Origin of the sequence: Pontibacter pamirensis, from assembly GCF_010015475.1 — a bacterium.
GTDB lineage: Bacteria > Bacteroidota > Bacteroidia > Cytophagales > Hymenobacteraceae > Pontibacter > Pontibacter pamirensis.
Map to the genome: position 1 here is coordinate 17143 of NZ_SSNI01000054.1, position 14561 is coordinate 31703.

A 14561-nucleotide genomic window follows, 5' to 3' on the forward strand; every position below is an offset into this window, starting at 1 on the left:
CTTCATATGGTGCCAACAACGTAAACGGAACCTTAGCTGACGGGAATAGACATTTCGAGCTGGTGTAGCTACAGTATCTTGAAGTCGGGAGCATCGTATCAGGAAGTATATGAAAAGAGAAGCCTATGACTGCAGATGAATTCAACTCCCGCCTGGTAGGGGAAAGGGCGAAGCTTGTGTGGACATGCGGGGAATTTCTGACGATGCGCCAACTGTAAGTACCCTAAAATCGAGACAGTTTAAAAGTAGGCAAAAAGGTTATACATTTAAACTGAGAAGATGAAGAAGACACGATTCACCGAGAGCCAGATCATCAAAGCCCTGCAGGAGAACGAGGCAGGTCGGAAGACGGAGGACATTTGCCGGGAGCTGGAGGAAGAGAATGCCCGGCTTAAGAAGATGTTCGCTGACCTGAGCCTGAACCACGAGATCCTCAAGGAGGTCATCACAAAAAAAGGCTGGGGCCCTGGCAGCAAAGGCAGCTGACCGAGGAGATTATCTCGGACTACGGCCTAAGCGTTGCCAGGGCCTGCCGACTGACCGGCCTGGCCCGCTCCCAGTTTTACTACAGGAGCCGCAAAGACGATTCGGAGCTCATCGCCGCACTGCAGGAGCTGGCCGCCGCCCACCCCACTTACGGCTTCCGCAAGCTGCTGGCTTACCTGAGAAGAGCCGGCAAGTCCTGGAACCACAAGCGGGTGTACCGGGTCTACAAGCTGCTCAAGCTTAACAAAAAGAGAAGAGGCAAGCGCAGGCTACCGGCACGGGTGAAGCAACCACTGCTTCAACAAACGGAGCTCAACAGCAGCTGGAGCATGGACTTCATGAGTGACAGCCTGGCCTAAGGCGCCAGGTTCAGGACCCTGAACGTGATAGATGACTGCAACAGGGAAGCGCTGGCAATAGAGATAGCCACCTCTGTTTCCTCCAAGAGGGTCATACGGACGCTGGAGCAGCTCATCGACTGGCGCGGCAAGCCGGCAGCCATTCGGGTGGACAACGGGCCGGAGTTCACCAGCGCTGACTTTGCCTGCTGGTGCAGGGAGAATGGGATAAGCATACACTACACTCAGCCTGGCAAGCCGATGCAGAATGGCTTCATTGAGCGCTTCAACGGAAGCTATCGCAGGGAAATACTGGACGCTTACCTTTTTGTAGAGTTAGAGGAGGTCAGGGGGTTGACAAGTGAGTGGATGGAGGAATACAATAGCAGAAGGCCGCATGAGGCGCTCGGCAACCTAACGCCAAAGGAATGGCCGCCGGAAAGCAGAAGTGGAAATATGGAAAACTCTCCCCTGGCGCAGAGCCTGCACGATAAGTTTACCACATTACCACTTCATAGTGATGGTGGTAGAAAAGAGTGAGAATAGTCTCACTTACACTGTCCGAAAAACGGGGTACTTACACAGAACCAACCTAACACTTGGCAGTAGTAAGCTGCCAAGTGTTAGGTTGAAAACTTCACCTGATCACCAAAGCAAGACAGGAACATGAAACCTGCAGATACGGACTAGGCAGAAAGGTATTCTTCAGTCTTTTGCTTTACTCGCAGTAGCTTACAGGCTATTGAGTGTAAACACAACTCTAATTGTTTGAAGGATAATTTTAAAGTCTAGAGCTAGGGAAGCATTTTTAACGTAGAAAAGATCATATTCAAGTTTCTGGAGGTTTTGTTCAGGAGTGGCCGTAGGATAGTTTACCTGTGCCCAGCCTGTTACACCTGGACGGATGGAATGGCGAAGGTTGTAGTAAGGGGCTTCGTCAACCAATATCGAAACTATATCTTCTTTCTCAGGTCTTGGCCCAATAAGGCTCATGTGCCCACAAAGAACATTATATAATTGGGGTAATTCATCTATTTTTGTTTTTCTTAATATCTTACCAAGGGGTGTTATCCTGGCATCATTTCTCACCGTATGGAAGTTGTTGGTGCCTTCAGTTGAATGATACATCGTCCGCAGCTTAAATATCTCGAAAGTTAAACCTTTCATTCCTACTCGTCTCTGGATAAAGAATGCCGGCCCTTTAGAAGTGCATTTAATACAAAGAACGGCCAATAACACTAAAACCAGAGCAAAAGGGGCAAGCATAAGACTAACTCCAATATCAACTGCTCTCTTTTGAAGCTGGAATAAGTGACGAGAACTAACAAAGAACATGTCACTGTGTATCAGCCATGTTTTGAAGTGGGTCAGCGGTATTCGTTTCGCGAAGTTTTCATGAAATGAAGCAAGATTGTAAACGGAGACTTGGTTAACTCTCAGGTTGTTAACATGCTTCAACTGAGACTTGCTGAGCGTCTTATTTGAACTGGGATCTAGTAAGACAACATCATATTTGGTGGTAGCAAGAACTGAAACCAGATCCTCATTTCTTGTGCTGTCCCAATAGTCCACTGAATAGAAGTTTGATAACCCTGGTTCTTTAACAAACTCCATTGCCATATCACCTGGATGTACAATAAGGCACCTTTTTGACTTGGCACTGTACTCCTTTGATACTTTAATGGCTCCAATTTCTGGAAGAGTCTCGCTTTGTAAATATACTTCCATACTCATAGTAAAGACAGTTTAATTGATAGATTGCATGTATAATTTACGGGGATATTCATATGTCAAAGCTAACATACGCCTCCAGGCAAATTGAGTATGTAAATATGTATTATTAATTTTTCAACAATAAATTTGGTTATTTATATAGTCAATTCCATATACTACAAATACAACAAAATCAGTGATATCAGAAGTTTGAATTTCTGTTCTGCTACTATACATATACATAAGAATATCTATTTGAATTTTTAGCGAAATGATAGACAGCGACAAAACTCAGGAAGCGGAAATGGTTGTGGTGGTGTGGGACAACCACAGCGCCCATCTTACGCGAGCCGTGGAAGCCAAGGCTGTTGTACTGGGGATAGTGCTGGTGGTGATCCTGCCGCCCTGCTCACCCAACCTTAACCTCATAGAGCGCATCTGGAAACAGGTAAAGAAGTCGATGAAGTGAAGAAGCCCTGGTGAAAACGGTGGAGAAGCTGGAGGAAATTGCCAGCGCCACCTTCGAGAGCTGTTGTGGCAAACTCTTCTTCGCCAAAAGCTGGATTGAGAACATCTATAACCAAGTCTCCGGAAATCATCCTATTACTATTTCCGATAAGTTATGACGCAGTCTATAATCAACTGTAAAACAACAGGAGCTTATATGAATAATGCGATCCCGGAAAACGTGAGAATAATAAGATCGTGGAACTTCTAGCGGTACCTGCCTCTGCAGCCTGTATCGCGTCTCTTTTTGCCATCTCACAAATCAAAATCATCCGTAATATTTGAGACGACTTGATGATACGTTGCGTCTGATAAGGAACAACCGTTTTATCCAGGCAGTCGCACCTATCAGTAAAGTTTCGCCAGCAGCTTCTTCAGGTTATCATATTCCGGCTGCTCCAGCACATTCAGCTCCCCTCCTGTCGCCAGCTCCAGGGCCCGGTGGCACTGGCACAGCCTAGCGAGCATGGGCTGTATCTGCTGGTTGTAGTAGTTGAAGAAGTTGTAAATGTCCCGCGTGGAGCAGGGCAGCTTGTACCCGGCGCTAGAGGAGACGATGAGCACGCCCTCGTCCCGCACCGGCCCCACCACGAGCGAGCGGAAGCGGTGCTCCGTGTAGTTTTCGTACTTATAGGAGTTGAGGTGCTGCAGCAGCTCATAAGTGTGGATGAACCGGGTCTTGTAATTGTAGGTGAAGACCATCAGCAGGTACTCCACGAAAACCATCCGGCTCCGGACAACCGGGTCCTCGCTGCCCGCGTGCCGCTGCAGGTAGTCCCGCGCCCGCAGCTGTGCTGCTGCCGTGATGGCCTCGTCCTGCGCGTCCACTGCCATGCCTTCAGTGTCCACGGTGTAGGGCACGTATCCCTCCGGCCAGCGGATTACCCCCACGCACTTTTCGGCCAGCTCCTCTTCAATATCTACCTCGGACACTCCAGCATTAAACCCATTCAGGCTTTCGCCCAGGAAGGAAGCCAGCTGCAGCAGCACGTCCTCCTCCCCTGTCGAAAAGGTAAAAGTGGCCGGGGAGAAAAGGTCCACCTGGTGGTTCTCGTGGATGTAGCGGCGGAAGCTTTCCATGAACTCCGGTGTGCCCAGCTCATTGGCCACGATGCTCAGGTCCGGGACGGTGCGGTAGAGGTTGTTGTAGATAAGCCCGGAGAGGAATTTGTAGAACGTGCCCTTGTATTGCAGCGGTGACTTCTGGTGCAGCTTGCGCTTGTCCACCAGCAGCGCGTGAAAGGAAAAGTCTAATTTCTTTAATTCATCTAGAAACTCCAGTTGTTGTACTATTCTGTTATTTCCTGCCGGAGACAAAATCACGCCTCCGGGGAAGTACCGCTCCCGGAGGCGGCGGAACCCCTCCTCCACTTTCCTTCTGTTCTCTTCTTCCACGAGCACGACCGTGATGGAGAAGTGCGTGTCGCCGGGGCCGTTGAAGGCGAAGCCGTGCGCCCCCGCCTCCGAGACAAAGCCTGTTGTTGCCATACTTTTATTATATAGAGTGTACCTGCCGGATAGAGTGTACTTGCCGGGGACAGTACCCGGCGCCGCTCTGAAGATACTAAAAATATTGACTTTTGCTATATTTTGCTAATAAAACTGGGAAGTGCCGTTTTGTCACGTCCGCGACCCCTGGTTTTACATTCCTTCTACGTTCGTTGTAGAAATGTAAAACAACCCGTACCTTTGGGAAAACCCCCAAACAGACAGGCGATGGAAGAGCAGCAATACGTGGTCTACTACCGCGTCTCCACCAAGAAGCAGGGCGAGTCCGGCCTGGGCCTGGAGGCGCAGCGCACCTATGTCCGGCACTTTTACTCGGATAAGAACATCATCGGGGAGTTCACCGAGAAGATAAGCGGCAAGGACATCGCCAACCGCCCGCGCCTGCTGGAGGCCCTGGAGCTCTGCAGGCGGAAGCAGGCGACGCTGGTCGTTGCCAAGATTGACCGCCTGAGCCGCAACACCGAGCAGGCGCTGAGCATCTACCGCGAGCTGGAGGGCAGGCTGGAGAGCTGCGACATCCCGAACCTGGACAAGTTCACCCTTACCCTGTTCATGGCCATCGCCGACCGGGAGCGGGAGCTGATCGGCATCCGGACGAAAGCGGCGCTGGATGAGAAGATAAAGCAGACGGGGGAGTGGCGCAAACCCTCAGAGGCCTTCCGGACGGGTGCCGCCTCCGCAGAGGGCACCCGGGTGCTGCAGCACAATGCCAGGGTCAATGAGAACAACAAACGGGCAGCGGCCCTCATCCAGTTCCTGCGCAGCACAAAAGTGGACGTCACAGGCAGCGAGGGACAGGTGACAGGCAAAGAGGAGATGCCCTGGAAGGAGATAGCCCGGAAACTGAACGAGGCGGGTTTCAGGGCCAGCCGGGGAGGCCCATTCCAGGCAACGCAGGTGCAGCGGATCCACCACCGGACGGCCGCTCAGCAGGTTCCTCCTTTGGAGAAGCCTTTTCATAGCTGATAAGTATGATAAACAGGAAGGATAGTTTGTTTCTGCTTATAAGCCAGACCTGATACCTTTAAAGCATGTCCCAGAGATGGAAGCTGCAAACCAGAACCACTCACTTGAGGCATCAGTTACAAGCGAAACCGCCTTTGCAGCCTGCTTGAGACGGTAAGGATTATAGTACTTTCGCGGGGAGAGTAAACTTTCAGCAGGTTACTTTATATTGCTGCGTATATATAGTATATTCGTTAGCCCGATTCAACTCCAATCCCTTACCAGAAGCATACATCGGAGTGATTTACGATGCCACGTTCATAAAAGTAGATTGAATCACATTCAGAAGAATGGGAAGTTGGAGATGTTGATGCTAATTTGACTTCTGCAAAGAGAGTCTGTTGGATATATAGATCTGAATTACGTGGAAATGTAAAGAGGTTGAAAGTAGAGTAAAGTACCTAACACATAGCGTACTGGGCTATGTACACATTTTAAGTAATACAGAGTGACTAGAACAAAAACTGAATTCAATATACTTCATGCCTTTCATGGTGATTCAATTCTCATAAAAACTTTTGATACAAATTTGCATGAATTTGTAATACTTATTGATGGAGGTACCGCTCAGACATTCAGGTATTCACTAAAAGAACAGCTAAAGGATCTTTCTCATATAAACCTTCTTATTCTTACACACATAGACTCTGACCACATTGCAGGGTTAATAAGCTTTTTAAAAAGTAGTTTAATAAACGACATCAAAATTGATGAAATTTGGATGAATAACCCTGATTTAGTTGAAGTTAGTACAGGAGAGTTGATTAGTGTTAGACAAGGAGACAACTTAAGGAATTTAATATTGGAGAAAAAACCAGGAGCAAAGCTTTCTCAAATTTCGACCAAGGACAAATCAATTAACCGATCAGGAATTGAATTTACAATTTTATCTCCAACCCTAGAAATTGTGAATAAACTTTATGAACAGTGGGAATTATTGAGATTAATAGATAAGAAAAAAAACAAAAAGAATATTTCATCCAACAAAAGAACTTATCTACAGTCTTTAGAAGAATTAAGTACAAAACCCTTCTCTCCAGACCAAAATGTTTCTAATGACATCTTCAACGCTTCTTCTATCTCTTTTATATTAAAATGCCCTGACATCTCATTGTTATTACTTGCTGATTCTAGACCCGAAATAATATCACAAAGTTTAAGAGGGTTAAGCTATCATGAACAAAATCCTTTGGTAGTTGATTTTGTGAAAGTTTCACATCATGGCAGTTTAAATAACACTTCCCAAGAGTTATTGAGTTTAATCGTGTGTAACAATTACTTGATTTCTACTAATGGAGGAACAGCAGATCATATTCACCCATCTAGGGAAACTATTGCTCGCATAGTGTATAATTCTAACAGGTCAGATAAGCTCTTGAAAATTTATTTCAATTACAATCTGATTGATTTAAAAAATCGAATTGGAGATTTTATAAATAAAATCGACCTAAAGCATGGAAATTGGAGTGCTGAAAGTCAAAATAGATTTTAGAATTTATGACAACACATAATCAAATTGAAAAATATTGTGTTCGGGTTAAGAGTAATGGACAAACAGGGAGTGGAGTGCTTTTACCTGGTAAAGAAACGTTTTATGTCTTAACAGCGGCACATTGTTTAGGCGATACCGTTCCAAAAGTTAGTGATATTACAATAGAGAAACAAAATGATTATGCCTCTGATTTTAATGGAATCACTTGTGTGAAGATCGTGGAGTTCAATATTGATTGGGACTTTGCACTTATTGAAATAGATTTTGATGATGAGCAAAAAGTCCTTTACCAATATAAGTTAGGTAGAGGTGTTTTAACTGAAAATGAAATAAAGTTCTGTGGTTATCAAGGTATAAATGTAGATCAATTCAGGCCTTTCAACGGTAAGATTCTATCTGTAAGTGAGGACCAAGCGCGGTTTAGAATTACCATATTGGGAGAAACATTTGACCAGGCTGGTGAAGAAGGGCAATATGTTGCAAAAGGATTGTCTGGAAGCGGCGTATTTGTTTATCGACACAATTCTCCTTTTCTAATAGGGTTATTAAACTCTGTAATTACAGAAAAAGCTTGGAATGACGATATCGACTGCTGCTCGATAAATCATCTTGAAAAATACATTTCAGAATATGTAGATCTATCAGATTTTGAAAGTTTGAAAAAGTGGAACGAAAATTTAGAAAAAGAGAGAACAGATAGGGAAATAGAATCATTTAAAAGTGAGAACAGTGATTTCTTTGACAAACTATATAGAAAAAATCAAGTCTTGCACTCTGAAATAGATAAAGCTAACCGAGTAACTGCAAAACAGATAAGGAAATTTCTAGCAATGAAAGATAATGTTAGAACGATAGAAAATGATTACCCTTTTCTCTATTCAAAATTTAAGAATATAGTTAGGCGATTTGTAGATCAGGTAGAAGATGATTATTCAAGAAGTGTAAAAGAAAGTAGTGAAGCAATTACCTTAAAAGTTGAACTTCAAAACCAATTAAGAAGTGAATTTGATATTTTGCCCGATTTTACAAATTTGGACTTGTCAGAATATCAAATAATTGAGTGGCTTGGAATATGTACACTAAATTTTACCACCAATGATTGATATTAAACTAGACCAAAAACCTACATCAATATCCATAAGATATAATGGCTACTATAAGATAGTTTTATTATTGGCAATAATAAAATACTGTGGATACGGTAAAAAAGCAAGCCTAGAACTCATTCACATTGTTTTTTGGAGTTTACGGAATGATTATAACTATCAGGTCTTACTTGATTTAACAAATCAAGTAAGAAAAAATCTAATCCCATGGACATTTGAACATGGGATTGATGAAGTCTTAGCTTTAGGTTTGATTAATGAATATATTGAACGCATCATAGTAGGCCAAACCCTTGAAATTAAAATAACAGACAAGGGTAACAGTATAATTAATTCAATCAATCAGTTTGACCTATTTCAAGATGAACTACAGAAAATCAGAGCATTAGGGATAATACCGAAATCTAGACTAGATTCTGCAAATAAAAATTGGTCATTAATCTAAATCAATATGTTTAAGATAAATAAGCTGAGGGCTGAAATTCTATCCGACAAAAGTGTGGATTTAACAGATTTATATGGATTTGAATTTGAGTTCGACAAAGGTCTTAACATCATTGCAGGTCCAAATTCAAGAGGTAAAACCACCATTAATACCTGTATCTATTACATTTTAGGGATGGAAGAACTCTTAGGTGGTCATAATGAAAAAGCTCTGGACAAAGCACTTAAAGAGGAATTCACTATTAAGCTGAATGAAGAAGATGAAGAAGGCACTAATTATAAAGTAAAATCTTCAAAAATTCTTTTGGAAATCGAAAACGAAAGTAAGGAAATTGTCTGTTTAGAAAGATTCATAAAACCTAGCTCAGAAAGTGTAAAAACATCTAATGTAGTTGTCAATTATGCATCTCTTGATTCTTTGAATGATAAAGATAAGGTAATTTTAAAAGAGATATTTTTTGTTAATTCCAGAGGAAACAATGAAGATACTAATGGCTTTTACAATTGGCTGAGTAGCTTCATTAAAATAGAGCTTCCTCAAGTCAGTAATAGCTCTCGATCCGATAACTACAGCCCATTATATCTACAAGCTATATTCTCTTCTTTGTTTATAGAACAAACCAAAGGATGGTCTGACTTTTTTGCAACTATGCCATTCTTCGGTGTTACAAAAGCGAAAGAAAAAATAGTTGAATTTCTCCTAGGGCTTAATGAAATCCGACTTTCTACTCAGAAAGATGTCTTGAGTAAAGAGAAGAACATGATAGTAGAAGATTGGAGAAGAAAGATCAAGGCATTTTCCTATCTAGAAAAGCAAACAAATTCTACAATCATTAATATTCCAGAAGAGTTAACTACAGATAAATCAGAAATTGACAAAATCACAGTTGTGTTTTCTACATCTGAAGGAGAAAGAATTTCTTTTAATCAATTTTTATTAGATAAAGAGGAAAAAGCCAAAGAGCTGGAAAACAAACCAATTTCAACGGTAAAAGAAAATAGAGAACAAATTGTTTTAGAATTCAATGAACAAAAACAAAAATATTCGGAATTAAAAGATTACGTTGAAAAATTTGAAAGGAAACTACATATCGATAAACAACAATTAGTTAGCTTAAATAGTCAATTAATTATAGTTGAATCTGAGATTAAGGACCATATTAACTTACGAAAAGTTTTTAGAGAGAATATCATTAATGAACGTGGTACTAATCATTGTCCCACATGCGCTCAAGAAGTGACTACAAATCTCATTTCTACCAGAAACATACAGATACCTCAACTAACATTAGAGGAAAACACCAATTTTCTTAAAAGCCAAAAGAAGATAATTGAATCCTCTATAAATAGCCTTAATGGAACATTAAAAGAAAAAGAAGTACTTCTTATATACTTCAAAAATAGCTTACGTCAAAAGGAAATTTTAATAAAATCTATTTCCAAAGATTTGATATCAGATGACAGAGCTTTTTCAGAATCAGAGATTGTCAAAAAACTACAGCTTGAAAGAGAAATTGATAACCTAAATATGTTCAAGGAATCAATTTCAGAATTGAAATCAGAATTAGAAGCGCTGGCTACAAAATATCATAATAATGATACTAAAATAAGTAATATGGGTATGTCAGAACAGGCAGATGAGGATATATTAGCTGATTTCGAATCAGAATACAAGAATTTACTTTTTAGCTTTGGTTATGAAAGTAATGCAAAATATCAAATTTGGATTAATAGAAAAGAGCCTTTTAAATATTTTCCTGTTTATAAAAATCATAGAAATGATAATGTGCCACAATCTATTAGAATAAACTCTTCAGCTTCTGATTTTGTACGTAACATTTGGGCTTATTCTCTTTCTTTATTAAGTAGGGGTGTAAATCATCCTGGGATTGTTATGTTTGACGAGCCTGGTCAGCATAGGACAAATCTAAACAGCTTAAAAGAATTGCTTAAAGTATGTTCAGGATTTACTGAAAAGCAAACTGTAATTTTCACTTCAATCGATAAACCACTAAATGATGATGAAAAAATTGATCTAAATGTTTTGATTGAGGATTTAGGTGAAGGCACATACAATCTCATAAGGCTCGATAATCATCATAAGGTAATAAAACACTTAGATAATTAAGAAAAGATAGCCCATAAGTATCATTATGTTAAATTGAAGGCTTTCTAAACGAAGTGCTATTTCGGACGCATAAGGGGGATGCGTAATGCACATTGCGGCGGCACTTAAAACTTCTTGGGTTTTCGACTGGTGTGGAATATAGAGGTCACAAACACTGTTTCCTGCCCCTCATCGACCCAATAAACGACCAGGTAAGGGAATGTTTTCATGGGGGCAACATGGAGCTCGTTGCCGTACCTGCCAGGATACTGGTGCGGGTTAGACCCGATCAGGGTCAAATAGTGATCAACCATGTCGAGAAACCGATCACCAAGCCCCGGCTGCTGCGTCTCGTACCAGGCGTAGGCATCCCTGACTTCTAGCTCCGCCCTTTCTAGGAGCTGAACCTTAAGCACGCCTCAGGTCGCGCTTAATGTCCTCCCAGGGACGGGCCGTGGTTCGGCCTTCCACAAAGTTACGTTTGGTCTGCAGCAGCCCTTTCACCTCCTCTTCGGAAAGAAGGAAATCCTCAGGCTCATCCACGCGTCGGTAATCGTACTTCAGGCTGTCCAGAAAGGCCAGCAGCACTTTCTCCTCCTGCTCATTGTGGAAGTTGAATGTGAGTGTTCTCATGGTTCAAATATACTATTTTTCTTCCCTTTTGTTTATACTGATGCTTTCTTGGCGAGCTCCAAAACAGCTATTTGTTAGCCTACAAGTTAAAGCTCTAAACCATCCCAGAACTTAGCTTCATTAAACTTCTCATAAAATTCGTTATTGATTGACATACCTAAGCCGTCTAAATCGGGGAATACTGAATAATAGTCAATCCCTAATATCTTGAGTTCTGCCAACATATATGGCTTAGCTTCTTTTTCTATAGTTAAATGATCAATAAAAGCCGCCAGTTTAGGTTAAAACAAGCAAGGCTCCTCTCATCATGAGGAGCCTTGCTTGTTTTATGTTGCCTGTTATGAGATTTATGCCGCCCAAGCAGCCGTCAAAACAGGGTCTCCTGTAAAAAGTCCGAGTTCGCCCCGCCTGCCCCCTGTTTTCTTTCTTCAGGTGTGCTTGCCGGTTTTCTTTCTTCAAGTTTGCTTGCCTGCCTGGCCGACTGCTTTTGCTGCCCCGCTCCCGCCGCAGCGCCTGCCGGGTTGCCTGTGCGGCGGGCGGGCGCTTTATCCTGTTTGTTTGCCATAAATAACAACTCCTTTAAAATTTAAAATCCAAGTGAAGCCCTTGTATACGTACATGGTATATGAAAGAACTTGGTTATACCTTCATTAACCTTCATTATACCCTTGATCAGTCAACGCATCTTAGGATGAGGCAAAGTGTACAGATAAAAATGCTGCGCTTTATCTAAATATAAACCACCTTCTCTTTTCCCGTATATACAGCAGGCTAAGTTAAAAGACCTATGGAATACAAATCGATCAAGACAGAAAGCAGTAAAAACCAATGAAAAAGGAAGACCCGGCTTTAGAAGAGATAATCAAACAACTGCGCTTAGAAAATGCCGAAGCAAAAGCGAAGCTGGAAAAGCAGAAAGCCATAGAAAGCAGGTATGAAGAAAGCCTAAGCCGTTTCGAAGCCATTTTTAACCAGTCGATGCTGGGCAATAAAATTATCGACCCCGATTTGAGAATCAACCAGGTAAATGAGGCCCTGCAACAGATGCTGGGCTACACCGCAGAGGAGTTGAGCGGCACTAAAATCACCACTTTCGCTCATCCGGATTCTATACCCCACTGGAAAGAACTCCAAAAAAGCCTTTGGGAGGAGAATATTCCCACTTTTCAAATAGAAACCAGCATCAGGAAAAAAGATGGCGCTTATCTATGGTGCCAGGTAAGCTCTATTCTGTTCCAGGACCAGGGCATTTCCTTAGGTTATACCATTGTGGAAGATATCAGTAACCGGAAGTCCCTGGAATTAGAGCTCAAAAGGCTATATGAAAATCAGGAAACCATGATGCACATGGTGGCGCATGATCTGAAGTCACCTCTCTTCAACATCAAGCTGGCCACAGGCTTTCTGAAAGAGAACCTGAAGGAAATGTCGGCCAAGGAAAAAGAGACACAAGAGGAATCGCTTTCCTTTGTCAAAATGATTACTGATACTTCGGATAAAACCTTATCCATCATAGATGATTTAATTATCATCGGCGAAGTAGAAGCTGTTGACTTCACTTCGGAAGAAGTTAATTTAAAACCCTTTATCAAAGCTTTTCTGGATTCGTCCTCCCTCAACGCCCAAAACAAAAACATACAGGTTGAGGTCCACGCCCCGGATAATCCGGTTTATGGATGGGTGGATCCAGATAAATTTCGGCGGGTTTTAGAGAACCTGGTATCCAACGCCATAAAATTTTCAAAACCTGAGGGAAAGGTGGTCATCACCCTAAAGCAGGAGGAGGGAAAAGCCCTGATGTTAATCCAGGATAACGGTATTGGTATTCCAGCTAAGTTAGTACCCTCCATCTTTGACAAATTCACCCAGGCCAGGAGAAAAGGAACCCAAGGCGAACCCACAACCGGATTGGGGCTCTTTATCGTGAAGCAAATTATCGAGAAGCAAGGTGGTAAAATATGGGTGGAAAGCCATGAAGACGTTAAAACTACTTTTTACATCCAGCTCAATTCAGACTAAGGGCTGTTCCGGCTCAACAGCCACAAAAGTTAAGGTAAGAGTTACAGAAGGGAAGTAAAAATCTGGCGTTTCTCAGAAACCCCCTCTATTTTACATAGGATTTGTTATAGGTGAAACAGCCTTCACGCGCTGGATTCGCACCCGCTCCTTTTGGTGCGTTGCTGTGGCGGGGGACCTCTGCCGGTTTCAGTGTTTTATGTTGACTGTGGTATATGGTATATTCTTTTGCCTGATTACGTTTAGCCAATAATTAGGCACAAGCCACGCACAATACAATTGATAGTCAAGTTATGGAATGGATATTTGATAAAAGTGACCCGCTCTTGGAAACCATGATTGGAAGCATAATGATGTTCTCAGTCATTATTTTATTAACCAGAATTATAGGTTTGAGGTCATTCGCAAAGTTTACTGTTTACGATTTTGCCTTTACAATTGCTATTGGTAGTATCATATCCTCTACTCTCACTTCAGGTACTTCTATTGTTCATGGCTCAGTTGCAATCGCAAGTCTTCTTTTTTTGACTTTTATTTTTTCAACATTGCAGAAAAAATTTCCAGCCTTAAGTTCTACAATTTCGAATAAACCGCTTCTGTTGATGAGGGGAAATCAGATACTTGAAGAAAATCTAAAACACGCAAGAATTGAAAAATCACAGCTGATCGCAAAACTGCGAGAGGCAAACGTATCACGATTAAATCAAATTCAAGCTGTCGTTCTTGAATCCACGGGAGACATTTCAGTCTTACATAAATCGAAAGATACAGATGAGCAATCTGTTGATAGTATAATATTAGAAGGAGTTCGAGAAAAACTATGAGATAATGGACCAGTGCCTAACAATGGCTATAAATGATTTCTCATTGCCGCCTCTTCTGAAGATTTCTGCGGAATTTTCAACTAGTATATACCTGTAAAGGTTCGTGCTAACCCACACAACTACTCCTTACCGAGACTGTTACTTTACATAAATGGGCTTATGAGCTATAAGCAGTAAAGGCTCCTCATCACGGGGAGCCTTTACTGTTCTATAACGTCAGTTATATAGGTTAAAGCCGCTGTATAAAATAAAAGTTTCTGTACAGCAAAACTCCCTCTTCTTTATAGTTTTTAAACTCCACAGTCTTTTAGCTTAGTTACCTGCTGACCCGCTATTCAATGTTTAGCACCCCAAAAAGCACTACGGCTCTACACACAAACA

15 protein-coding genes and 1 pseudogene are annotated in these 14561 nt (G+C 42.0%); 10 read left to right on the forward strand and 6 right to left on the reverse strand.

The features are described from left to right. Window positions 1-279: 279 nt before the first annotated feature. Window positions 280-1256, forward strand: a pseudogene (locus tag E1919_RS24915) (IS3 family transposase); the annotation flags it as partial. A gap of 300 nt (window positions 1257-1556) precedes the next feature. On the opposite strand, the gene E1919_RS24920 reads toward E1919_RS24915, so the two are convergent. Next, on the reverse strand, window positions 1557-2558 hold the full coding sequence (locus E1919_RS24920; protein ID WP_162056130.1) for a sugar transferase: 1002 nt from the start codon (window positions 2556-2558) through the stop codon (window positions 1557-1559). Window positions 2559-2808: 250 nt separating this feature from the next. Between E1919_RS24920 and E1919_RS28005 the strand changes: the two genes are divergently transcribed. Next, window positions 2809-3006, forward strand: a complete 198-nt coding sequence (locus E1919_RS28005; RefSeq protein WP_162056131.1) for a transposase — start codon at window positions 2809-2811, stop codon at window positions 3004-3006. Window positions 3007-3016: 10 nt separating this feature from the next. Continuing rightward, a complete protein-coding gene (locus E1919_RS24930) occupies window positions 3017-3163 on the forward strand; it encodes a hypothetical protein (RefSeq protein WP_162056132.1) in 147 nt (48 codons plus the stop codon). A gap of 229 nt (window positions 3164-3392) precedes the next feature. Here E1919_RS24930 and E1919_RS24935 read toward each other — a convergent pair whose 3' ends face one another. Further along, a complete protein-coding gene (locus tag E1919_RS24935) occupies window positions 3393-4532 on the reverse strand; it encodes a DUF3800 domain-containing protein (protein WP_162056133.1) in 1140 nt (379 codons plus the stop codon). 201 nt (window positions 4533-4733) lie between these two features. Here E1919_RS24935 and E1919_RS24940 point away from each other — a divergent pair, with 201 nt between their 5' ends. From E1919_RS24940 to E1919_RS24960, 5 genes are all read left to right on the forward strand, one after another. Beyond that, window positions 4734-5519, forward strand: coding sequence for a recombinase family protein (locus E1919_RS24940; protein ID WP_162056134.1), 786 nt, complete (start codon window positions 4734-4736; stop codon window positions 5517-5519). A gap of 487 nt (window positions 5520-6006) precedes the next feature. Further along, window positions 6007-7050 carry a ComEC/Rec2 family competence protein gene (locus E1919_RS24945; RefSeq protein WP_162056135.1) on the forward strand — a complete coding sequence of 348 codons (1044 nt, stop codon included), beginning with the start codon at window positions 6007-6009 and terminating at the stop codon, window positions 7048-7050. Window positions 7051-7055: 5 nt separating this feature from the next. Beyond that, window positions 7056-8153, forward strand: coding sequence for a trypsin-like serine protease (locus E1919_RS24950; protein ID WP_162056136.1), 1098 nt, complete (start codon window positions 7056-7058; stop codon window positions 8151-8153). Next, the gene (locus tag E1919_RS24955; protein ID WP_162056137.1) at window positions 8146-8601 is read left to right on the forward strand and encodes a hypothetical protein; all 456 of its coding nucleotides are present in this window, start codon (window positions 8146-8148) and stop codon (window positions 8599-8601) included. The genes E1919_RS24950 and E1919_RS24955 overlap by 8 nt, the downstream gene beginning before the upstream one ends. A 54-nt stretch (window positions 8602-8655) precedes the next feature. Next, complete coding sequence (locus E1919_RS24960; protein ID WP_162056138.1) at window positions 8656-10728, forward strand: SMC family protein; 2073 nt, start codon at window positions 8656-8658, stop codon at window positions 10726-10728. A gap of 104 nt (window positions 10729-10832) precedes the next feature. Here E1919_RS24960 and E1919_RS24965 read toward each other — a convergent pair whose 3' ends face one another. From E1919_RS24965 to E1919_RS24980, 4 genes are all read right to left on the reverse strand, one after another. Beyond that, the gene (locus E1919_RS24965; RefSeq protein ID WP_162056139.1) at window positions 10833-11123 is read right to left on the reverse strand and encodes a type II toxin-antitoxin system RelE/ParE family toxin; all 291 of its coding nucleotides are present in this window, start codon (window positions 11121-11123) and stop codon (window positions 10833-10835) included. Further along, window positions 11116-11340 carry a hypothetical protein gene (locus E1919_RS24970; RefSeq protein WP_162056140.1) on the reverse strand — a complete coding sequence of 75 codons (225 nt, stop codon included), beginning with the start codon at window positions 11338-11340 and terminating at the stop codon, window positions 11116-11118. The genes E1919_RS24965 and E1919_RS24970 overlap by 8 nt, the downstream gene beginning before the upstream one ends. 86 nt (window positions 11341-11426) lie before the next feature. After that, entirely contained in the window at window positions 11427-11564 is a 138-nt protein-coding gene (locus tag E1919_RS24975) for a hypothetical protein (RefSeq protein WP_162056141.1), read from the reverse strand. A 143-nt stretch (window positions 11565-11707) separates the two neighbouring features. Further along, window positions 11708-11905 (reverse strand): hypothetical protein, encoded by a 198-nt coding sequence (locus E1919_RS24980; RefSeq protein ID WP_162056142.1) that lies wholly within the window; start codon window positions 11903-11905, stop codon window positions 11708-11710. A gap of 263 nt (window positions 11906-12168) precedes the next feature. On the opposite strand from E1919_RS24980, the gene E1919_RS24985 reads away from it, so the two are divergent. Continuing rightward, window positions 12169-13359, forward strand: a complete 1191-nt coding sequence (locus E1919_RS24985; RefSeq protein ID WP_162056143.1) for a PAS domain-containing sensor histidine kinase — start codon at window positions 12169-12171, stop codon at window positions 13357-13359. 290 nt (window positions 13360-13649) lie between these two features. Further along, entirely contained in the window at window positions 13650-14180 is a 531-nt protein-coding gene (locus E1919_RS24990; RefSeq protein WP_162056144.1) for a DUF421 domain-containing protein, read from the forward strand. Window positions 14181-14561: the final 381 nt, after the last annotated feature.

What these genes read in the sequence shown, in the direction of transcription:
- E1919_RS24975 (WP_162056141.1), bottom strand. Translation starts at nt 11,564, where the DNA reads ATGTTGGCAGAACTCAAGATATTAGGGATTGACTATTATTCAGTATTC.
- E1919_RS24970 (WP_162056140.1), bottom strand. Translation starts at nt 11,340, where the DNA reads ATGAGAACACTCACATTCAACTTCCACAATGAGCAGGAGGAGAAAGTG.
- E1919_RS24990 (WP_162056144.1), top strand. Translation starts at nt 13,650, where the DNA reads ATGGAATGGATATTTGATAAAAGTGACCCGCTCTTGGAAACCATGATT.
- E1919_RS24980 (WP_162056142.1), bottom strand. Translation starts at nt 11,905, where the DNA reads ATGGCAAACAAACAGGATAAAGCGCCCGCCCGCCGCACAGGCAACCCG.
- E1919_RS24950 (WP_162056136.1), top strand. Translation starts at nt 7,056, where the DNA reads ATGACAACACATAATCAAATTGAAAAATATTGTGTTCGGGTTAAGAGT.
- E1919_RS24935 (WP_162056133.1), bottom strand. Translation starts at nt 4,532, where the DNA reads ATGGCAACAACAGGCTTTGTCTCGGAGGCGGGGGCGCACGGCTTCGCC.
- E1919_RS24955 (WP_162056137.1), top strand. Translation starts at nt 8,146, where the DNA reads ATGATTGATATTAAACTAGACCAAAAACCTACATCAATATCCATAAGA.
- E1919_RS24920 (WP_162056130.1), bottom strand. Translation starts at nt 2,558, where the DNA reads ATGAGTATGGAAGTATATTTACAAAGCGAGACTCTTCCAGAAATTGGA.
- E1919_RS24985 (WP_162056143.1), top strand. Translation starts at nt 12,169, where the DNA reads ATGAAAAAGGAAGACCCGGCTTTAGAAGAGATAATCAAACAACTGCGC.
- E1919_RS28005 (WP_162056131.1), top strand. Translation starts at nt 2,809, where the DNA reads ATGATAGACAGCGACAAAACTCAGGAAGCGGAAATGGTTGTGGTGGTG.